The sequence below is a fragment of the Staphylococcus caeli genome, from assembly GCF_900097965.1.
Taxonomy (GTDB): Bacteria; Bacillota; Bacilli; order Staphylococcales; family Staphylococcaceae; genus Staphylococcus; species Staphylococcus caeli.
The window spans coordinates 300,991-322,465 of sequence record NZ_FMPG01000001.1; the positions used below are offsets into that span (position 1 = coordinate 300,991).

19 protein-coding genes are annotated in these 21,475 nt (G+C 33.4%); 1 reads left to right on the top strand and 18 read right to left on the bottom strand.

The window, feature by feature from the left end:
- Positions 1-215 precede the first annotated feature (215 nt).
- The 3 genes from BJS11_RS01475 to BJS11_RS01485 form a co-directional block, all read right to left on the bottom strand.
- Positions 216-1,502, bottom strand: coding sequence for a dicarboxylate/amino acid:cation symporter (locus tag BJS11_RS01475; RefSeq protein ID WP_069995005.1), 1,287 nt, complete (start codon positions 1,500-1,502; stop codon positions 216-218).
- A 122-nt stretch (positions 1,503-1,624) separates the two neighbouring features.
- Positions 1,625-2,251, bottom strand: coding sequence for a response regulator (locus tag BJS11_RS01480; protein WP_069995004.1), 627 nt, complete (start codon positions 2,249-2,251; stop codon positions 1,625-1,627).
- 20 nt (positions 2,252-2,271) lie between these two features.
- Positions 2,272-3,381: a GAF domain-containing sensor histidine kinase gene (locus BJS11_RS01485; protein ID WP_069995003.1), complete on the bottom strand. Its 1,110-nt coding sequence runs from the start codon at positions 3,379-3,381 to the stop codon at positions 2,272-2,274.
- Between the two features lie 186 nt (positions 3,382-3,567).
- On the opposite strand from BJS11_RS01485, the gene BJS11_RS01490 reads away from it, so the two are divergent.
- On the top strand, positions 3,568-4,395 hold the full coding sequence (locus tag BJS11_RS01490; RefSeq protein WP_069995002.1) for an RluA family pseudouridine synthase: 828 nt from the start codon (positions 3,568-3,570) through the stop codon (positions 4,393-4,395).
- 442 nt (positions 4,396-4,837) lie between these two features.
- Here BJS11_RS01490 and fumC read toward each other — a convergent pair whose 3' ends face one another.
- From fumC to gap, 15 genes are all read right to left on the bottom strand, one after another.
- Complete coding sequence (gene fumC / locus BJS11_RS01495) at positions 4,838-6,223, bottom strand: class II fumarate hydratase (RefSeq protein ID WP_069995001.1); 1,386 nt, start codon at positions 6,221-6,223, stop codon at positions 4,838-4,840.
- 185 nt (positions 6,224-6,408) lie between these two features.
- A complete protein-coding gene (locus tag BJS11_RS01500; RefSeq protein WP_069995000.1) occupies positions 6,409-6,825 on the bottom strand; it encodes a hypothetical protein in 417 nt (138 codons plus the stop codon).
- Between the two features lie 153 nt (positions 6,826-6,978).
- Entirely contained in the window at positions 6,979-7,158 is a 180-nt protein-coding gene (locus tag BJS11_RS01505) for an SAS053 family DNA gyrase inhibitor (protein ID WP_069994999.1), read from the bottom strand.
- Positions 7,159-7,179: 21 nt separating this feature from the next.
- Entirely contained in the window at positions 7,180-7,779 is a 600-nt protein-coding gene (locus tag BJS11_RS01510; RefSeq protein WP_069994998.1) for a sugar phosphate isomerase family, read from the bottom strand.
- Positions 7,780-7,961: 182 nt separating this feature from the next.
- Positions 7,962-8,432, bottom strand: coding sequence for a tRNA (uridine(34)/cytosine(34)/5-carboxymethylaminomethyluridine(34)-2'-O)-methyltransferase TrmL (trmL, locus tag BJS11_RS01515; protein WP_069994997.1), 471 nt, complete (start codon positions 8,430-8,432; stop codon positions 7,962-7,964).
- Positions 8,433-8,436: 4 nt separating this feature from the next.
- Positions 8,437-9,564: a tRNA epoxyqueuosine(34) reductase QueG gene (gene queG / locus BJS11_RS01520; protein WP_069994996.1), complete on the bottom strand. Its 1,128-nt coding sequence runs from the start codon at positions 9,562-9,564 to the stop codon at positions 8,437-8,439.
- 270 nt (positions 9,565-9,834) lie between these two features.
- The gene (locus tag BJS11_RS01525; RefSeq protein WP_069994995.1) at positions 9,835-10,557 is read right to left on the bottom strand and encodes an amino acid ABC transporter ATP-binding protein; all 723 of its coding nucleotides are present in this window, start codon (positions 10,555-10,557) and stop codon (positions 9,835-9,837) included.
- Positions 10,550-12,013 (bottom strand): ABC transporter substrate-binding protein/permease, encoded by a 1,464-nt coding sequence (locus BJS11_RS01530; RefSeq protein WP_069994994.1) that lies wholly within the window; start codon positions 12,011-12,013, stop codon positions 10,550-10,552. Before BJS11_RS01530 ends, BJS11_RS01525 begins: the two co-directional genes overlap by 8 nt.
- A 165-nt stretch (positions 12,014-12,178) precedes the next feature.
- Positions 12,179-13,246 (bottom strand): PTS sugar transporter subunit IIC, encoded by a 1,068-nt coding sequence (locus BJS11_RS01535; protein ID WP_069994993.1) that lies wholly within the window; start codon positions 13,244-13,246, stop codon positions 12,179-12,181.
- 400 nt (positions 13,247-13,646) lie between these two features.
- Complete coding sequence (locus BJS11_RS01540) at positions 13,647-14,975, bottom strand: ISL3 family transposase (RefSeq protein WP_070014050.1); 1,329 nt, start codon at positions 14,973-14,975, stop codon at positions 13,647-13,649.
- 300 nt (positions 14,976-15,275) lie between these two features.
- Positions 15,276-16,580 carry a surface-displayed alpha-enolase gene (gene eno, locus BJS11_RS01545; protein ID WP_069994442.1) on the bottom strand — a complete coding sequence of 435 codons (1,305 nt, stop codon included), beginning with the start codon at positions 16,578-16,580 and terminating at the stop codon, positions 15,276-15,278.
- A gap of 194 nt (positions 16,581-16,774) precedes the next feature.
- The gene (gpmI, locus tag BJS11_RS01550; protein WP_069994441.1) at positions 16,775-18,292 is read right to left on the bottom strand and encodes a 2,3-bisphosphoglycerate-independent phosphoglycerate mutase; all 1,518 of its coding nucleotides are present in this window, start codon (positions 18,290-18,292) and stop codon (positions 16,775-16,777) included.
- Position 18,293: 1 nt separating this feature from the next.
- Entirely contained in the window at positions 18,294-19,055 is a 762-nt protein-coding gene (tpiA, locus tag BJS11_RS01555; RefSeq protein WP_069994440.1) for a triose-phosphate isomerase, read from the bottom strand.
- A 79-nt stretch (positions 19,056-19,134) separates the two neighbouring features.
- Positions 19,135-20,325, bottom strand: coding sequence for a phosphoglycerate kinase (locus BJS11_RS01560; RefSeq protein ID WP_069994439.1), 1,191 nt, complete (start codon positions 20,323-20,325; stop codon positions 19,135-19,137).
- A 133-nt stretch (positions 20,326-20,458) separates the two neighbouring features.
- Positions 20,459-21,466 (bottom strand): type I glyceraldehyde-3-phosphate dehydrogenase, encoded by a 1,008-nt coding sequence (gene gap / locus BJS11_RS01565; RefSeq protein ID WP_069994438.1) that lies wholly within the window; start codon positions 21,464-21,466, stop codon positions 20,459-20,461.
- Positions 21,467-21,475 lie beyond the last annotated feature (9 nt).

A 21,475-nucleotide genomic window follows, 5' to 3' on the forward strand; every position in this document is an offset into this window, starting at 1 on the left:
CAGATAGTCTCTTTGCTAGTATATTCAACGCCATTATTATGGGCATATTGGTAGGGGCGGCTATGTATTTACTGAAAAAGAAAGTGATTTAACAATAAACCACAACAATTCACATTTAATTTTACTCAGCACATTCATTAAAAAACACTCTGTATGGTATTTATTCATTCCTACCATACAGAGTGTCTATTATTAATATTCTATTTTATCACTTTTTAATTCTTGGAATTTATAGTTGCTAATTTTTTGTCCTCAGATTTAGAAATTATCAATGCACAGGCAGCATCACCCGTTATATTCACAGAGGTTCTCGTCATATCGAGCAATCTATCAATGCCCAAAATGATACCAATTGCTGCTGGGTCCAAACCTACTGCATTCAATACCATAGCAAGCATAATTAATCCAACGCCTGGAACACCAGCTGTTCCAATAGATGCTACTACGGCAATAACAACCACTGTGACTATTTGGCCAAAAGTTAAAGTGACTCCTGAAATTTGCGCAATAAATATGGTTGCAACACCTTGCATAATTGCTGTGCCGTCCATGTTAATCGTTGCCCCTAACGGTTGTACAAATGACGCAATTTCTCTTTTAACCCCCATTTTTTTGGTGCATTCTAATGAAACAGGTAACGTCGCAGTCGAACTTGACGCACTAAAACCTAAAGTAATTGCAGGAATAAACTCTTTGAAGAATTTTAAAGGACTCGATTTTGCAATAAATTTTATTGCAGCTCCATAAACTACAAAGAAATGTATCGCTAATGCGAGTAAGACAATAAAGAAATACATGCCTAGTTGTTGAATGGCTCCAAATCCTGCGCCAGTAAATGCATGTGCAACCAGTCCAAATGTACCAATTGGTGCAAAAACGCTCATAATCATCGTTACAATATACATGAGTACTTCATTTGTTTGATCTAAAAATTTGTGAATCAACTGTGCTTTCGCACCAACCATGATAATACCTACACCAATGAAGATTGCAAAAGTGATTATTTGTAGCATATTTTCGGTTGCCATAGCCTGCAATGGATTTTTCGGAAATAAATTAATTAACGTCTGATCAAAAGTTTGTTTTGCTGGTGAATCTTGTGCACTATTTTCTTTATTCAAAGTCTGTTTATAACTAGATACATCATCACTTTTTAATAATTCAGATTTTCCTGAACCTGGTTGTAATATAGTAGCTAACGTTATACCAATAATAATTGCAATTGCAGTTGTGGTTAAGAAAAACGTTATGGTCTTTAGCCCAATACCACCCAATAATTTTGGATCGCCAACCCCTACTACACCTAAAACGATAGAAACAAATACAACTGGTACTACTAACATAAAGATTAAATTTAGAAAAATTTGTCCAATAACATTAAAGACATATTTATCTATGTTTTCTACGAACAGTGAATCTGAAAACATGTTAAAAATAGAACCAATTGCTATCCCCAATACTAATGCTACAACGATTTTTACTGACAAATGTTTCGTCTTCATAGCAACATCCCCTTTTTGTTTATTACTGTTATTATATAGTATTTATATATATTTAAAAGTAATAACTTAAACAAAAGGCGTTTTTTTCTACTGGAATTTTATTATATGATTATGCGTTATATTTATAATAGATTATTTTGCATAGCATAAATAGCTGCTTGTGTACGATCTGTGACTTGTAATTTACTGAAAATATGGCTCACGTGGGTTTTTATTGTTTTTTCTGAAACAAACAATGTCTCTGCGATTTCTTTATTAGTTTTTCCTTTAGCCATTTCCGTTAATACTTCTGATTCTCTCTTGGATAATTTATTTGTGAAATGTGGTTTTTGACTTACAGTTTCTATAACCTGTTGTGCTTGTGGATGTATCATTTTGTCTCCTGCTAAGACTCGCTTAATCGTATGAATAAGTTGTTCAGGTTCAACATCTTTCATTTCATATCCATCTGCACCTTTATCTATCGCTGATATAACATGTTCATCATCTACATAACTCGTTAAGACTAATATTTTAATAGCCGGATATTTTTGCTTTAAAATTTCTGTAATTTCAATACCATTCATTTCAGGCATAACTAAATCAAGTAATACTATATTTGGCAATACATCACTATTTGTTAAGAATTCTAAAAATGATTTGCCATCTGAGAATCCACCTATCACTTCTAAATCTTCTACAGTCGATAGCAGAAACTCTAACCCTTGTCTTACGATATGGTGATCATCTACAAGTATGATACGATGCATATTTTCATCCCCTTCTTATCTTACAACGGTACCGTTATATTAATATGAGTTCCTTGCTCTTTATCTGATTTTATATCCATATGACCATTAATCATTTTACTACGCTGTTTCATATTATTAATACCATGTGAATCTTTAAGTTGTGACTGTCCTAAATCAAATCCACTACCATGGTCTATTATATCTACAATTAATGAAGTGGCATTTTGAGCTAGTATTAGGTAAGTTGTATTTGTATTTGCATGTTTTTTTGTATTATTCATTGCTTCTTGAATAATTCGATATATATTTTCTTCAATCACACTTGGTAGATTGATTAATCCTTCAACTTGAACGGACAATTCTATTTGTAAAATCTCGCTATATTTTTTTAAGGCATGAACAATACCATGTTCTAGTCCTACTGGTTTGAGTTGCCATATTAATGAGCGCATTTCATTTACAGCTTGTTGACTGGTATTTTCAATTAAATTAAATGCATTTTTCGAAACTGTTTCATTCGTAATGCCTTGTGCTGCATGTGCAGTTAATTTCACCGAAAATAATAATTGATTCACGGAATCATGTAAGTCACGTGCTAATCGATTTCGTTCATTGATGCGCGCCGCTTCTTTTTCTTGATCTGTTAAAATAATACGTTTGATAGCCGATCCAATTTGAAAAGCTACTGATTCTAACAATTCCAAATCTTCTTCACTATAACTTGTCTGATTTGGCGACGCTACATTTAGTAATCCGAACTGTTCGTCACCTGAGCGCAATGGAACGGTTGCATGATGTGTGATTCCTTCTGTCTCTTCATGATAAGCTCGATTTGCCAAGTTAATGCGAGAGCAATTGATAATATTGGAAGCCTTCGTCAGTCTTTTATTCTGATATGCTTGAACACACCAACATGTACCTTCACACATATATTTACAATTATCTTTAGACAATGCACCAGGTAAATCTACATGTGACACGAGCTCAGGTTGACTAGCATCGTCTATAAAGAAAATCCAACCTGTCGTGAATGCAGTACCTTCAATTAAATATTTCAAAGCACCATGCATCATATTATATGTTTCTGTTTCTTCATTTAAAAATTCTGCAATTTCTTTTAACAATGCCAATCTTGTCGGTTTTTCCATATTACCAATCCATTCTTTTACTACTTTATGTATATTATACCTTCTTCATTACACTTTTAAAAATATTGAATTTTAATTTTCCATAGATAAAAAATAATAGACTATGTTAAAACATTGATACATTTGTCTAATATTTTTATGCACCTGTTTATGGTATGATTATAAATGACTATCGAGGAGGATATTATGAAATTTGAAATCCCTATTAAATATAATCAATTAACGCTAAGAGAAATTTTCCAACAATTGCATTTACCAAAAAAAGATTTGCATAATCTAAATATGTCTAAAACAATCACAATCAATGATGAAACTGCAACACTGATGACTAAGGTGAATACAGGTGATGTTGTATATGTTCCCACGCCTGAAGAAACAAGTAATTATCTACCTAGTTATCGTTTTGCACAAATTTATTATGAAGATGACGACATAGCCATTGTCATGAAACCTAAAGGTGTAAAGACGCATCCAAATGATTTAAAAGAAAGTAATACATTAATGAATCATGTCATTTATACGGTTAAAAGTGATTATGTAGAGCCTATCCATAGATTAGATCAAGAAACAGTAGGACTACTTATCGTTGCGAAAAATCCATTAATGAAAAAGATATTAGATCGTATGCTTGAAGAAAATAATATTGACCGTATATACAAAGCGCATGTGCATAGTTTACTACCAATTAAACCACAAACACTAGACATGCCAATTGGCAAAGATAAGTTCCATGCTAATAAACGTCGCGTATCACCTACTGGTCAAACGGCAATCACACATATTCTTAATTCTAAAATGATTAAAGAAGATGTATGTGAGCTAGACTTGAAATTAGATACTGGTAGAACACATCAGATTCGTGTACATTTAGCTGAGATTGGACACCCTGTAATTGGTGATCCAATTTACGGTAATTCGACTTTAAGACAACTTGAATTAAACAGTTATAAAATTGAATTCGTGCATCCATTAACACAAAAACACATTTCCGTCAGTTTAGATGATGAAATTTAAGTCATAAGAAAAGCCAACACTACTTAAAAAGTGCCGGTTTTAGAACGTTGACAAGCCCTTCGTAAATTAATGCGAAGGGTTTGTTTATTTCTATTTATATAGCTTTTAATATAAATCCTGAAATGAAAAACTTTATCTAAAAGTTATATAGTAAATAGCAACGTAACCTAGTTTGTTTCTATTTCTTTAATTGTTTGTCTTATTGATTTAATACTAAATAATATTTTATATTTCTTTTACCAAATGATTTGTTCTACATAATAAACACTACCCCTGTTTAATTTACATATATTCTAATTTTTTAATATTGGCAGTGATTTATGCCGACTCCTGTGGGAATAGTATTAGCCGAAGTCTACAGGCTAAGGCAGTGCCCGCGGAAAGCGTACATAAAAAACAGCCAACACTACTCAAAGTATTGGCTGTTCTGGTTAATCTTGTCTTATTTTGGTTCAACCATGTCCTCTGGTTTAATCCATTGCTCGAATTGTTCTTCCGTTACATAGCCTGATTGAATTGCTGATTCTTTCAATGTTAGACCCTCACGGTGTGCTTTTTTAGCAATACTTGCTGCTTTTTCATATCCAATATGAGGATTTAAAGCTGTTACTAACATGAGAGATTGATTTAAATAATTATCAATATTTTCAGGAATTGGTTCAATACCAACTGCACAATTATTATTAAATGTATCCATACCATCAGCTAATAAGTAAATAGATTGTAATGTATTTAATAAAATAACTGGTTTATATACATTTAATTCAAAATTACCCTGTGAGCTTCCGATACCTACTGCTGTATCATTACCCATCACTTGTACAGCTACCATAGTTAACATTTCACATTGTGTCGGATTAACTTTACCTGGCATGATTGATGAACCTGGTTCATTTTCCGGAATAGACAATTCAGCTAGACCCGCACGTGGACCAGATGCTAACCATCTTACATCATTCGCAATTTTCATTAAATCTGTAGCAAGTGCTTTTAATGAACCATGTAATTGTACAACTTCGTCATGTGCAGTTAAAGCGTGGAATTTATTTTCAGAAGATACAAATGGATAACCTGTATTTTCTGCGATGAATTTAGCAACCTTATCACCAAATTCAGGATGTGCATTAATTCCTGTACCTACTGCAGTACCACCAATAGCTAAATTTAAAATATGTGCTTTAGATTCACCCAATAATGTTTCACATCTATCTAACATGTAACGCCATCCGCTGATTTCTTGCCCTAAGCGAATTGGAGTTGCATCTTGTAAGTGCGTACGACCTATTTTAATAATATCGTTAAACGCCGTTTCTTTTTGTTTAAAGGTATCTCTTAAAGCTTTTAATGCTGGTTCAAGTTTTGTTTCCACTTCATTATATAAAGCAACATGCATTGCTGTTGGGAACGTATCATTTGAACTTTGTGATTTATTCACATCATCATTAGGATGTATCGTTTCATCACTGCCTTGTTCTTTCAAATATGTGTTGGCAACAAAGCTTACTACTTCATTCACGTTCATATTACTTTGTGTACCGCTACCTGTTTGCCATACAACTAATGGGAAATGTTCATCTAATTCTTTGTTTAATATACGATCACATGCATAAACAATGGCATCTTTCTTCGCATCAGATAATTTGCCTAGTTCATGATTTGCTAAGGCAGCACCTCTTTTTAATTGTGCAAAACCATATACTACTTCAATCGGCATTCGTTCTTTACCTACTGGAAAATTACGTTTACTTCTTTCTGTTTGAGCACCCCAGTATTTATCTGCTGGTACTTCAATTTCACCGAATGTATCATGTTCAATTCTAACTGACATTGTATAATTCTCCCCTTCATTAATCATTGTTCGCTATTAGTATAGCATTATTTATTTTATAGGGGCAATTGTATTATATAGCGTTTTCATAAATTATTGATTCATCTTGTAAACATACACTATTTTAGGGAATATTCATAAAAAAAGAACCTCATTGCTATGAGATTCTTTGAAAAGCTATGAACTTATTTCTCTTTGGTAATATCAACGGTTTTAAATTGTGCTTTAGCCGCTTGTATAATTCCAATTGCAGTTAATATCAATAATATGGCACCAATAATCATAGTGACCGGACTCATTGTAATTAATAATCCTAGAATACCATCTAATCCATTGTAGAAATCTCCCAATGGTTTAAATAGCAAAATCGTAATAACAATACAACATAAAACGCTTATAATAATACCCGTTTGGTTCCCTTTGACGAAAGTCGATGCATTTACTTGATCAACTAGTCCTCGGGACAGATTAACTTGTAGTTTTATGATTTTAAATAATATTGGTAAATATAATGCGCCTATTGCCATTGGGAAGCCTTTGATTGAAATAAAATTTATAATAACTGCACTTATCATTATGTATTTCCAGTATTTCCTTAACATTTGTATAAATCTCCTTAAATATATAATGATTTAATAATAACACATTCATATTTCACTTGGCATTGCTTTTTATCATTGTTAAACCAACTACTCTAATATAAAAAAAACCTTTGTAAAATTCAAATTTTACAAAGGATTCATCGATTCAATTATCTATTCTTTTAAATCTGAACGTACTTCAGAATCATGCGATTTATCTAACTTATCTTCGTCATTTTCTTCTGAAATTTGTTCCATTTCTTTGCCTAATTCTACAACATCACTAAAATCGTCAACCATTTCATTTTGTGGCTCTGTTGTGTCATTAGAATCGAAATTTTGATTTTTAGTCAATTCAATCACCTCACATTTTTATTATGCAAAACGTGCTGTGAAATAATGTCTCACATCTTCTGGTAATCCTTCAGCAGCCGCTTCATCTAATATAACATTAACCATACGGTGTGCTTTCAAATCAGATGGCTCAAAGCTTGTTTTACCATTTTCTTCATAAAGTTTATGCACAACTTCTTTTTTATCGCTACCAGTAATAACAAGAATTACTTCACGTGATGAAAATAAGCCTTGATTCACACTTACATTCAATTTCCCATTTGTATCAATAGAAAGTACTTGTGTAATCAATTTACCTTTATTTTCTTTTGTTTTAATCTTATCGTTAATGAAAGACTCTGTGTCCTCACCAAATGAAACGTTATATATTTGACCACTTGGAACACCTAGTGCTTCAAAATATGATTTATTATTATCATAATCCAAAATATTAATTTGACTAAAATCTACTGCGTGTTTATCTACATTTTTCTTTAATTCATCCAATACAGGTGCATTTTCACTTGAAAGGTGTACACCAGCAATCGTTGTAGGGTTGTTATTAAATTGTTTTCTTAAAATATCTGCAGCATATTCAGCTACAACTTGCTCATTTTCAAAAATTTTAAAGTTCATTGCCATAGTCATTACACTCCTCTTCTTCTATTAAGAACCGTTCTAGCATTATTTTTATTATTACCCTTGTTAGTTTAGCCCTAAACCATTTACTCTATATGAATTGTTTATGATTTATTAGACTAACATTCATGACTTAGCTTAATTATACAAAGCTTTAGCGTCATTTTCACTTATTTTGAAAATTATTAATGTAACTCTGGGAAATTCTGTTGTCTCAATGCTTCGTAAATCAACAATGATGCTGTATTAGATAAATTCAATGATCTAATATTATCATTCATTGGTATGCGTAAAGCTGTATCCGCATATTGATCCTTTACCCAATCCGGTAAACCAGTTGTTTCTCGGCCAAAAATAAAATAATGATCGTGCTCAACATCTCTAAAATCAAAATCTGAATATGTCTTTTTACCAAATTTAGTTAATAAATAGTATGTTCCTTCTGTTGCTTCAAAAAACGCTTCGATACTTTCATGATAAGTAATATTCACTGTTTCCCAATAATCTAACCCTGCACGTTTTAACATTTTATCATCAGTACTAAAGCCTAAAGGTTTTATTAAATGTAAATGTGTATAAGTTCCAGCACAGGTTCTTGCAATACTCCCCGTATTTCCTGGTATTTGTGGTTGAAACAGTACAATGTGATTTGTCATGCGCTTACTCGCTCCTCATTTCAAGTCCTTTAATCATTTCATTTTGGACTTCTTCTAATTCTTGATCATAATGTTGTTCTATAAATGCTCTAGCCGCTTCACCTTGAATTTGTCCAATCGCCCAATATGCCGTTCCTCTAATCATTGGTCTAGGATCGGTTAATGCTACGTCTTGTAATTCTGGTATTGCAGCTTCTTCTTTAAAATGTGCCAATGCAACAATTGCATTACGTTGTATCGGTTTCTTACCTCTCCATGCACCCGCTAAATGTCCATAGGTATTTTTAAATTCCTTATTACTCATTTTCAACAATGGAACAAGTCTTGGTTTCAAAATTTCTGGCTCTAATATTATATCATCGTGTTGTGTGTTTATCCCCTTATTTCTCGGACAAACTTGCTGACATGTATCACAACCATATAAACGATTACCAATTTTATAACGATATTCATCAGCTAAATAACCTTTAGTCTGCGTTAAGAAGCTAATACACTTCTGACTATTTAACTGGCCATCACCTACCAGTGCGCCTGTAGGACAACGGTCTACACAAATCGTGCAATCACCACAACTATCTATAAGTGGATCGTCGGGCGGGAAAGGTATGCTAACTAACATTTCTCCCAAATAAGTCCAAGTACCTAATTCAGGATTAATAACAAAACCATTTCTCCCTGTATAACCTAGGCCAGCACGTTCTGCTACTGCCCGATCTGAAAGCACACCCGTATCAACCATGGACTGAATTTCCACATCCTCGACTCTAGATTTTAGATATTCACCCAATTTGTCTAAACGCTTTCGCATAATAGTATGATAATCTTGCCCCCATGATGCACGCGCAAACATACCTCTACGATCACCACGTACACTTTTAGGCGCACCTTTAAGTTTATTCGGATAGCCAACAGCAATTGCTATAATTGATCTCGCAGTTGGCAATGATAATTTAGGTTCTGTTCTTAATTCAATATCAGATTCTTCAAACCCAGAAGCATAGCCCTTTGCATGATAATCTGCTAATTTTTGTTTTAATTCATCAAAAGGGTCTGCCGTAGTAAATCCAATACTATCAATACCAATTGTATGTGCATATTCAATTACATCTTGTTTCAATTGGTTTACATCCATTAAATACACCCCACATTACAAACATACATTTTACAGTTTAACATATTGAGTTAGATTTGAGCGTTATTCCATCACTACTTTTAAAATAAAAAATGTGCAGCGTTCAACTAATATATTTGTTTTAAAACACTAATAGACTGTTTATCTTTAACTTGAAATTCAGAGATAATAACATACAAAATTCTGGCTTATTTTAGTCCAAAAAACCTTCAAAAATTCACGTTTAAGTGTCATTTTTGAAGGTTTATATATTGTTTAAATATTGCAAATTTATAATACGCGACTCAAGAAATTCTTAGTTCTTTCATGTTGTTGGTGAACAAAAATATCTTCTGGTGTTCCTGATTCAACAATGACCCCATCAGCCATAAACACAACTTTATCACTGACATCTCGAGCAAAATTCATTTCATGTGTTACGACCACCATTGTCATACCCTCTTTTGCCAAATCTTTCATAACTTTTAAGACATCTCCAACAACCTCTGGATCAAGTGCTGATGTTGGTTCATCAAATAATAGCACTTCTGGATTCATCGCTAAAGCTCTAGCAATGGCAACTCTTTGTTTTTGACCTCCTGATAATTGGGAAGGATACGATTCTGCTTTATCTGCCAATCCAACTTTATCCAATAATACTTCAGCTTGCTTTCTCAAGTTATGTTGTGTATCTTTTTTTAATATACCTGGTGCAAGCATAATATTTTCAATCACTTTTTTATGAGGAAACAAATTAAAGTTTTGAAAAACCATACCCATTTGCTGACGTAATTTTTCTAGTTCTGTATCTTTACTCGTTAGACTATTATCCTTAAAAATAACCTCTCCACTTGTAGGCGTTTCTAATAAATTCATACAACGCAATAACGTACTTTTACCACTACCTGAAGGTCCAATTATCGCAACAACTTCGCCTTTGTTCACTGTAAAATGAATACCTTTTAAAACTTCATTTTTATCATACGACTTATATAGATTTTTAATATTAATCACTGACTTTCATTCTCCCTTCAAAGTAGTACATTATTCTAGATAATGTGAATGTAAGTATAAAGTATAATATAGCCGCTACAATTAGCGGTGTAAATGGATCAAATGATGCACCCTGAACAACTTGTGCATTAAACATAATTTCACTAACACCGATGACTGATACAATTGAAGATTCTTTAATAACAGTTACAAACTCATTACCTAATGCAGGTAAAATATTTTTTATGGCTTGTGGTAAAATAACACTCTTCATCGTTTGCCCATAGGTCAAACCTAAACTACGTGCTGCTTCTGATTGCCCTTTGTCTACCGCGTTTATACCTGCTCTAATAATTTCCGCAATATACGCTGAACAATTAATTACTAACGCAATCATCCCACAAATTAATGCTGAAATATTTAAACCAAGTACTGCTGTTGTGCCAAAATAGACTAAAAATACTTGTACCAATAATGGTGTACCTCTTAAAAATTCAATATATGCAGATGCAAGCCATCTCAACACTCGTATTTTACTAAGTTTTAATAACGCAATAACTGCACCAAATACAGTTCCTAACAATACACCAACAATTGATATTAATATCGTATTTTGAATCCCTTTAATAAAGAAATTACCGTATTTTGTAAAGAAATTACCATCATCTTTTTTCATTGCTTCTGCTGCAGAATCTTTATAATCTTCTATTAAATTTTTGTCTTTTACATCTTTTATTGTTGCATTTAATTTATTCATTAATTCAGGCGAGTGCTTAGGTGCAGCAATTGCAGTGCTTTTGCTACCTTCATTAAATTTCACATTTTTAGCAAAAGTTAAGTCTTTATTTTGTTTTAAATATGCTTCAGCAACTGGTCCTTCGATAACCATTCCTTTTACTTTACCGCTTTTTAATGACATGATTACTTCCGGTACTCTAGTTAATGATTGAATATCTGCATTATCAATTTCAGTTTGTGCTAATTTTTCTTGTTGCGTCTGTTTTTGAACTCCAATTTTTTTATTTGCAAAATCATTTAAATCTTTTAATTGGTCGGCATCAGATTTTTTAACTATCATTTTTTGTTGCACAGACATATATGGGTTTGAAAAATCTACTTCCTTTTCACGTTCGGGAGTAGGAGTCATTCCTGATATAATTAAATCTATTTTACCTGTTTTAATTGCCCCTAATAAACTATCAAACTGCATATTTACAATTTTTAGTTTTAGATGATTATCCTTCGCTACTTTTTTAGCTAATTCAATATCAATACCTGCATATTCCGATTTGCCATTTACATTGTGTTCAAATTCATATGGTGCATAATCAGCAGATAATCCTACTCTTAATTCACCACGTGCTTTTATTTTCTCCCATTGATCCTGTTCAACTGCATGAGCATCAGGATTTATGTAACTTATTGCGCTACTAATGATTAAAATCATCATCAATATTAATTTTAAAATGTATTTCATAGAATAACTCCTCTCCACATGATTTATTATTATACATTTTATCGCAATAATATTCAATACGAATTTTTAAAATACAATCTATTCAGCATATAATAGCTACATAAAATATGTTTTATTCAAATTTAGTGCATAAAAAAAGAGACCTTCTATTCGGTCTCTTAATTTTTATTGCTTTGGTATTTCAAATTGATATATATCATCTGTATAACTATTCATGAATTTTTTACATAATTCATGAACAAAAAAAGCAGACACAAAAGGTATGATAAAATAGCCAAATACTAATAAAATTATATTCATTGTTGGGTCGCCATCCATGCGATTAAATGCATTAATTGGACCTACTAGACCTGTATAACCAAATCCAGCAGACATCGGTGTCCCTTGTATACCTATAAAATAAGCAACCAAACCGCAAATAATTCCATTAATCGTTAATGGAATGGCAATAATTAAATGTTTGAAATATACCGGGATCATCATTTTTGCTGCACCTATAATAAGGACTAAATTAACGCCAGCACCATTGACCCTAATTGAACCAAACAAGAATGTAACACAGGCTGCTACTATCCCCATATTTGCTGCACCACTACCTAAACCAGATAATCCTATTGCCGTAGCAATCGCTACAACTGATATTGGTGTTACCATTAATAAACTATAACTTACACAAATCAGGATAGACATTAACATAGGATTAAGCTCTGTAAATGAACTTACGACATGTCCAATACCTTTGGTTACGTTTGATACGTATCCTAAAGTATAAACACCTACAATTCCACTTATCACAGGTATAACTACTGGTAAAATTATCATTTCTAATGAACCAAGCTTATTTTGCAATATTAAATATAAAAAACATGCAACAACAACTACCAATATAGTGTTGATGATATCGCCAATGCCATTTAATATAAAACCTTCAGGCGTGATTTTAACAGCACCACTACCTAACATAGCAGATACACCAATCATCGTTGCTCCAGCTCCGTTAAATTTAAATTGATGTGCCGCCATCACACCAATAATAAATGCCATAAATGATTGTATTAATACTACAAGTTGATAAATAGTTTCCAATAATTGATTTCCGTCTTTAAAAAACTTCAATAGTTCTCCTAATAATGCATTTGGGATTAACGCAATTACAACACCAGCACCAACAGCTTGTAGTATATTGCCGAAAAATTGTTTCCCTCCAACATTATTTTGCTTTGATTTTCCCATTTAACTTTCCTCCAAATATAACATTAGACTAATGATATTACACTTTACAATAAACTACAATCTAATTTTCAGCCTAGATATAGACACATATAAAAATGTTAAACAGTACTTTTAATTAACCATTCATATATATACTTCAAAAGAAATTCTACAATTACTTAAGATTATTACTAACCTATTTATAACCATAATTAAATATCAGAAGATTAACTTTCTATATTATTAACTTTGTACTAAAACAAAAATATTTTTTGTGAGAATCAATGTAAGCTGTAAATATTATCACGCTGTTCACTCAGTGACCAAAATTTCAAAATTTAATGGAGTTTAATGGAGGATATAAAAAAAGGGCTCTTTGTCAATAACGGTTGGTCTATAAAAAATGAATATATTTGATGCATCAAGCAACTTTTGAATGTTGCTTGATGTGTTTTTTATGTTCAGAGACAAATAATCTAGAAATTATAAGTATTCTATTTCTAAAATTAATAAAATTGCGATAGCCGTAGGCATTTCTCTTTATTAATTTGATTTTATTAATGATTCCTTCAATTGGACCGTTAGTTAATTTTGGATGCTGCACAGTGTTTTCTATAAAAGGTAAATAGTCTTTGAAAGTTTTTATAATACGGTTAAGTCCTTCAAAGAGTTCTTCATTTTCTGCTTTACTTAAAGCTTCTTCAAAATTCTTTATATCGTTCATTCTTAATGCATTTAAAATTTGATGGCCAATTCGATAGGTTGCTTCTAATTTATCGTCTAAAGTAAGTAAATACTGTAATGCACTATAAGTGCTTTGCCAACTCTTAAAGAGCCTGAATGGATGATAATTTATAGAATTCAATTGATAAGGGTTCTTTAAAAATAAACGCCAATAACGCTTTAATTTATTATATTCAGGTCTGTTTGTCTTTCGTTTGCTATTCATAACTGACACACGACAACGATTAATTTCTCTATTAATTGCTTGTACGATATGAAAGCGGTCAATAATAATTTTAGCGTTTGGGAATAATTTTTTGATTAATTCTATATATGGTTTATACATATCAATGGATATGGTTTTAACACGTGCCCGTGTTTTAAGAGGAAATCGACTAAAATATTTTTCAAGTTCACCTTTTCGTCGATCTGGTAAAATATCTAATATTTCGTGTGTAATTCCGTCACAATATATAAAACTCATTGCACCTTCAACATCTTTAGTTGATTTAAACTCATCAAAAGACAAATGATTTGGCAGTGTATCTGATATTTTTGGTTTAACTTGTTGGGCAATAATTTTCATTTGACGATGAACAGTTGAAGGTGAAATAAATAAATCATGCGCGATTGCTTTCTCAGAGCGTGCTTCAGCAGCCTTTTCAGCAATGGCTAGCTTTACTGAATTTGAAATCGAAGATTTTGGTTGAACGAAAGATGACTTAGCTGTGAAAGTTTCACCACAAGCCTTACAATAAAATCGCTGTTTATTTAGTTCTAAGTAAGCAGGTTTATATATGATTTCCCCCATATAAATTAATGTGTGTCGTTTGCCATTTTTAATAACAGTATTATTTTCATTTTTAATACCACAACATTCACAAGCAGTAACATCATAGGTTAAAACAGCTTTATAAAATAGTGTTTTGATGCATTTGTAGTATATTTCTTGAGGTAATTCATTTGAAAAATAAATATTATCTACTTTCAAACCAAGGTAATTTGTTTTATTATAAGTATACGGCACAGATATCTCTCCTTAATTATGGTTTCGTCGCTTATAATTATAGAGATATTTGTGCTTTTTTTGTATTCAAACATAAAAAAAACGATTGATGATTTTACTCACCAACCGTTAAAAGTGTACAGCCACAATTAAAGCAATACAGTAAAGTAGTACTCCGAATTTCATTCAACTAGTACTACTTATGCATTCGCCTTAACGAATGTATACCGCACTCATCAATTGAGAAAGTAGTACTTTAAAAAAACGCAGGCCATTACTGGCCTGCGTTTAGCGCGTGAACTCTTAAATTGTTATGCGATCTTATTTAGATAAGTTGTAGAATGATTTAAGTCCGTCAAACTTACCTGTTTCGAATAATTCATCTTCGATACGTAATAATTGGTTGTATTTTGCAATACGGTCAGTTCTTGATAATGAACCAGTTTTAATTTGACCTGCATTTGTTGCAACTGCAATGTCAGAAATTGTAGTATCTTCTGTTTCACCTGAACGGTGTGATACAACTGCTGTGTAACCAGCTTTTTGAGCCATTTCGATAGCGTCAAATGTTTCAGTTAATGTACCGATTTGGTTAACTTTGATTAAGATTGAGTTACCGATACCTTTTTCAATACCTTCAGATAATTTAACTGTGTTTGTAACGAATAAGTCGTCACCTACTAATTGTACTTTGTCACCGATACGTTCAGTTAACACTTTCCAACCGTCCCAGTCGTTTTCATCCATACCGTCTTCAATAGTGATGATTGGGTATTTGTTTACTAATTCTTCAAGGTAGTCTACTTGTTCTTCAGCAGAACGTTTCGCACCATTTTCACCTTCGAATTTAGCGTAGTTGTATACACCATCTTCAAAGAATTCAGAAGAAGCACAGTCGAAGCCTAAGAATACATCTTTACCAGGCTCTAAACCTACTGCTTTAATAGCTTCTAAGATTGTTTCAACAGCGTCTTCAGTACCTTCGAATTTAGGAGCGAAACCACCTTCGTCACCTACTGCTGTTTCTAAACCACGATTTTTAAGGATTGATTTTAAGTTGTGGAAGATTTCTGCTCCCCAACGTAATGATTCTTTGAATGAATCTGCACCTACAGGTAATACCATGAATTCTTGGAATGCGATTGGTGCATCTGAGTGAGAACCACCATTTACAATGTTCATCATTGGAACTGGTAATTGTTTACCGTTAAATCCACCTAAGTATTTGTAAAGTGGTTGACCAAGTAAATCAGCTGCTGCACGAGCTACTGCGATTGAAACGCCTAGGATTGCATTAGCGCCTAATTTACCTTTGTTTTCAGTACCGTCTAATTGGATCATCATTTTGTCGATTGATACTTGTTCTAATACTGAAAATTCACCTTCAATAAGTTCTGGTGCAATAATTTCATTAACGTTGTCAACGGCTTTCGTTACACCTTTACCTAAGTAACGTGATTTGTCACCGTCACGTAATTCTACTGCTTCATGTTCACCAGTAGAGGCACCTGATGGAACTAATGCACGTCCAAAAGCACCACTTTCAGTTAATACTTCTACTTCAACTGTTGGGTTACCGCGAGAGTCTAAGACTTCGCGAGCGTAAACATCTGTAATAATTGGCATGTTTATAATCTCCTTTATAAATAAGTAGTTTAGAAATATTAAATTTCATCTTCATTATAGCTTTAAATACTATAAATACAAAGTAATTTAATTCTCTTGAGTTGTTTGATTTTTGCTATAAATATTTTGGGAAAATGTGATTGAGACAAAAGTCGATTTCTGCCTCAACGCCATTTTGAATATCATTTAAATCATTAATGTTTAATCAATGATTCACCAGTCATATCTTCTGGTTGAGATACATTTAATAAATCTAATAATGTTGGTGCTAAATCACCAAGACGACCTGTTTCACGTAATGTCACACCATCTTTAGTAAGAATGACTGGCACAGGATTTGTTGTATGTGTTGTCATTGGTTGATCATCGTCTGTTAATACCATATCTGAGTTACCATGATCAGCAGTAATAATTGCATGGCCACCCATGTCGATGATTTTATCAACAACTTCACCTAAACATTCGTCTACAGCTTCAATAGCTTTAATCGTTGGTTCTAGCATACCGCTGTGGCCAACCATGTCTGGGTTCGCAAAGTTTAATAGAATTAAATCTAAGTCACCTTTATCAAGTTCTTCGATTAAAGCATCTTTAACTTCATATGCACTCATTTCTGGTTTCAAATCATAAGTCGCAACTTTAGGTGAATCGATTAAACGACGACGTTCGCCTTCAAATTCATCGTTACGACCACCACTCATGAAATAAGTCACATGTGGGAATTTTTCTGTTTCAGCAATACGTAATTGCTTTAGACCATTGTCTTGTGCAACTTCACCGATTGTGTTTGTTAAGTCTACTTTTTCAAACACGATTTCAGCATTTACATTATCGTTATATTTAGTGAAGGTTGCATAGAATAAATCATTAATTTGTTCTACTTTAAATCCTTCAAACGCTTTGTCTGTAAATACTTCTGATAGTTGTCCGGCTCTATCTGGACGGAAGTTATAAAAAATAACTGCATCGCCATCATTTACACCTTCATTTTGGTCTTGCACGATAAATGGTTCAACAAACTCATCTGTTAGATCTTTATCATAATTCGCTTCAACACCAGCTTTAGCTGATTCAAATGTTTCTCCACCAAAGTTACGGATTACATTATAAGCTTTTTCTTCTCTGTCCCAACGTTTATCACGGTCCATAGCATAATAACGTCCAGATACTGAAGCGAATTGACCAATGCCAAGCTCATTAAATTTAGCTTCAGTTTCTTCGATATATTTCAACGCTGATTTTTGATCTACATCACGACCGTCTAAGAATGCATGCACATAGACTTTTTCAACGCCTTGTTTTTTAGCTAATTCTAATAATGCGAAAAGGTGTTTATAATGACTGTGCACGCCACCATCAGATAATAAACCAAAGATATGCAATGCTGAATCATTTGATTTCACATGATCAATTGCGCGGTTTAACACATCATTATCGAAAAAGTCACCGTCTTCAATTGATTTGTTGATACGCGTTAAGCTTTGATAAACAACGCGTCCAGCACCAATATTCATATGGCCAACTTCTGAATTACCCATCTGACCTTCAGGAAGTCCAACATCTAAACCACTTGCCTCGATTTGAGTTGTTGGATACTTACTGTAATAGCGATCGAAATTTGGTTTATGCGCTAATTTAACAGCATTACCATGTTCGCTTTCTCTATTCGCAAAGCCATCTAAAATAATTAAAGCAGTTGGTTGTTTCGCCATATTATTTTGCACCTTCTAACAATTGTACAAAATCATCCACTTTAAGAGATGCGCCACCTACAAGTGCACCATCAATGTCAGATTCTGCCATGTATTCTTTAATGTTGTTAGGTTTCACACTACCACCATATTGAATACGTGTTGCATCAGCTACTGTTTGGCTTGATAATTCTGCAACTGTTTGTCTAACGAATGCACACATTTCGTTGGCATCTTTAGCTGTTGATGATTTACCAGTACCGATTGCCCAAACTGGCTCATACGCAATTACAAGTTTTTGTAGTTGTTCCTCTGAAAGACCTTCTACAGCTTTTTTCACTTGGTTGCCAACAACTTCGTTAGCTTTACCGCTTTCACGCTCTTCATCTGTTTCACCAACACAAACGATCGGAGTCATACCGTGATTGAATACAGCGTGTGCTTTTTTGTTAATTTCTTCATCAGTTTCATGGAAGATTTCACGACGTTCTGAGTGTCCAATAACTACATATTTAACACCTAAGTCAGCTAATGCAACTGGAGATGTTTCACCAGTGAATGCACCATTGTCTTCATAATAAGCATTTTGAGCACCGATTTGTAATCCTTGTGCTTTACCTTCGTTAACTAAAGTAACTAATGCATCTAATTGAATTGTTGGTGCACAAATTACAGATTCTACTTCTTTCGTATCTGGTAATGCTGGTAATTCATTGATAAAATCTTTAGCTTCTTTTACCGTTTTGTTCATTTTCCAGTTACCTGCGATAATTGGTTGTCTCATTATATTACACTCCTATTAGTAAATTATGATTAATTGTGTTGTCACGAATAATCACTGATTGCTGTTTTTAGTCGTGCGCTTATTTATTAGCGATTGCTACTACACCTGGTAATTCTTTACCCTCTAGGTATTCTAATGATGCACCGCCACCTGTTGAAATATGGCTGAAGTCATCACCGTAGCCAAGTGAAATTGCCGCTGCTGCAGAATCACCGCCACCGATAATTGTGTTGGCATCTTTTAATTCTGCGATTGCTTCACAAACGCCAATTGTACCTTTAGCAAAGTTACTTAATTCAAATACACCCATAGGTCCGTTCCATACTACAGTATGCGCACCTTGTAATTGTTCTTTGAATAATTCAACTGTTTTAGGTCCAATATCCATTGCTTCTTGATCTGCTGGAATATCATCGACTGAAACTTCTGTAATTTCAGCATCGTTTGAGAATTCTTTAGCGATTTTACAATCTACTGGTAAAACGATTTGATCGCCTGCACGGTCTAGTAATTCTTTGGCAAAATCAACTTTGTCTTTTTCTAAAAGTGATAAACCAATTTCTTTACCTTGTGCTTTAAAGAATGTGTATGACATACCACCACCGATAAGTACTTTATCAGCAATGTTTAATAAGTTTGTGATAACGCCAATTTTGTCAGAAACTTTGGCACCACCAAGAATTGCAACGACTGGCTTATCAGGGTTCTCAACAACGCCACCGATGTACTTAATTTCTTTTTCCATTAAGAATCCTGCAACAGTTTCTAAATTAGATGCAATACCAACATTTGAAGCGTGTTCACGGTGTGCAGTACCGAACGCATCGTTTACAAACACATCACCAAGTGACGCCCAGTATTTACCTAATTCAGGATCATTTTTAGATTCTTTTTTACCGTCTACATCTTCATAACGTGTATTTTCAACTAATAGTACATCACCGTCGTTTAAATCTTTAACAGCTTGTTCTAATTTTTTACCACGTGTTTCAGGCACGAATGTAATTTCTTTACCTAATTTTTCAGATAATGCATCTGCTACTGGTTTTAAAGTTAATCCAGCTTTATCGCTTTCTTCTTTAACTTTACCTAAATGTGAGAATAGAACGATTTTGCCACCTTGTTCAATGATATATTTAATCGTTGGTAAGGCTTGAACGATACGGTTATCATCTGTGATTTCTCCATCTTTCATTGGTACGTTGAAATCAGCACGAACAAGTACAGTTTTACCTTTTAATTCTAAGTCAGTTACAATTTTTTTAGCCATGTAAGCTTCCTCCTCTGAATGGAACAATAAATTAAAATAAGCGGAGAAGCGTTGTGCTCCCCGCTTACTCCTAAGCTTATTGTTGAAAATTTAACAGCACATTAAGCTTGCTAAATTCATTTTTTAGATCGAATTATTTAGCTTGAGTTGCTAAGTGTTCTAATGTACGAACTAATTGTGAAGTGTAAGACATTTCGTTATCGTACCAAGCTGCTACTTTAACTAATTGACGATCGCCAACTGTCATTACACGAGTTTGAGTTGCATCGAATAATGAACCGTAAGTCATACCAATTACGTCAGAAGAAACGATTTCGTCTTCAGTGTAACCGAATGATTCGTTTGATGCATTTTTCATTGCAGCATTTACGTCTTCAATGCTTACATTTTTCTCTAAAACAACTGTTAATTCAGTTAATGAACCAGTTGCTACAGGAACACGTTGTGCTCCACCGTCTAATTTACCATCAATTTCAGGAATTACTAGGCCAATTGCTTTAGCAGCACCAGTTGAGTTAGGGATGATGTTTTCAGCTGCTGCACGCGCACGACGTTTGTCGCCTTTTCTGTGTGGCGCATCTTGTGTACTTTGGTCACCAGTGTATGCGTGAATTGTTGTCATGAAACCTTCAACTAAACCAAAGTCATCATTTAACACTTTAGCAACAGGCGCTAATGAGTTTGTAGTACATGAAGCACCTGAAACAACTGTTTCTGAACCGTCTAATTCTTGGTGGTTCGTGTTATAAACGATTGTTTTTAAGTCGCCAGTAGCTGGAGCAGAGATTAATACTTTTTTAGCACCAGCATTGATGTGAGCTTCTGCTTTTTCTTTATCAGCGAAGAAACCTGTACATTCTAATACAACATCAATGTCTAAGTCTTTCCAAGGTAATTTGCTTGGGTCTGGCTCAGAGAATGATTTAACTTCTTGTCCGTTTACGCGGAAACCGTCATTTTCAACTTCAACTTCTCCTGTGAAGCGTCCTTGCATAGTGTCATATTTTAATAAATGTGCTAACATTTCGTCATCTGTTAAGTCATTTACTGCTACTACGTCGATTCCGTCAACGTTTTGAATTCTTCTGAATGCTAAACGACCAATTCTACCAAAACCATTAATTGCTACTTTTACTGCCATTAAAATGGC

Bases quoted from the DNA above. Each gene is read 5' to 3' on its own strand.
- BJS11_RS01475 (WP_069995005.1), bottom strand. From the start codon at position 1,502: ATGAAGACGAAACATTTGTCAGTAAAAATCGTTGTAGCATTAGTATTG.
- BJS11_RS01480 (WP_069995004.1), bottom strand. From the start codon at position 2,251: ATGCATCGTATCATACTTGTAGATGATCACCATATCGTAAGACAAGGG.
- BJS11_RS01485 (WP_069995003.1), bottom strand. From the start codon at position 3,381: ATGGAAAAACCGACAAGATTGGCATTGTTAAAAGAAATTGCAGAATTT.
- BJS11_RS01490 (WP_069995002.1), top strand. From the start codon at position 3,568: ATGAAATTTGAAATCCCTATTAAATATAATCAATTAACGCTAAGAGAA.
- fumC (WP_069995001.1), bottom strand. From the start codon at position 6,223: ATGTCAGTTAGAATTGAACATGATACATTCGGTGAAATTGAAGTACCA.
- BJS11_RS01500 (WP_069995000.1), bottom strand. From the start codon at position 6,825: ATGTTAAGGAAATACTGGAAATACATAATGATAAGTGCAGTTATTATA.
- BJS11_RS01510 (WP_069994998.1), bottom strand. From the start codon at position 7,779: ATGGCAATGAACTTTAAAATTTTTGAAAATGAGCAAGTTGTAGCTGAA.
- trmL (WP_069994997.1), bottom strand. From the start codon at position 8,432: ATGACAAATCACATTGTACTGTTTCAACCACAAATACCAGGAAATACG.
- queG (WP_069994996.1), bottom strand. From the start codon at position 9,564: ATGGATGTAAACCAATTGAAACAAGATGTAATTGAATATGCACATACA.
- BJS11_RS01530 (WP_069994994.1), bottom strand. From the start codon at position 12,013: ATGAAATACATTTTAAAATTAATATTGATGATGATTTTAATCATTAGT.
- BJS11_RS01535 (WP_069994993.1), bottom strand. From the start codon at position 13,246: ATGGGAAAATCAAAGCAAAATAATGTTGGAGGGAAACAATTTTTCGGC.
- eno (WP_069994442.1), bottom strand. From the start codon at position 16,580: ATGCCAATTATTACAGATGTTTACGCTCGCGAAGTCTTAGACTCTCGC.
- gpmI (WP_069994441.1), bottom strand. From the start codon at position 18,292: ATGGCGAAACAACCAACTGCTTTAATTATTTTAGATGGCTTTGCGAAT.
- tpiA (WP_069994440.1), bottom strand. From the start codon at position 19,055: ATGAGACAACCAATTATCGCAGGTAACTGGAAAATGAACAAAACGGTA.
- BJS11_RS01560 (WP_069994439.1), bottom strand. From the start codon at position 20,325: ATGGCTAAAAAAATTGTAACTGACTTAGAATTAAAAGGTAAAACTGTA.
- gap (WP_069994438.1), bottom strand. From the start codon at position 21,466: ATGGCAGTAAAAGTAGCAATTAATGGTTTTGGTAGAATTGGTCGTTTA.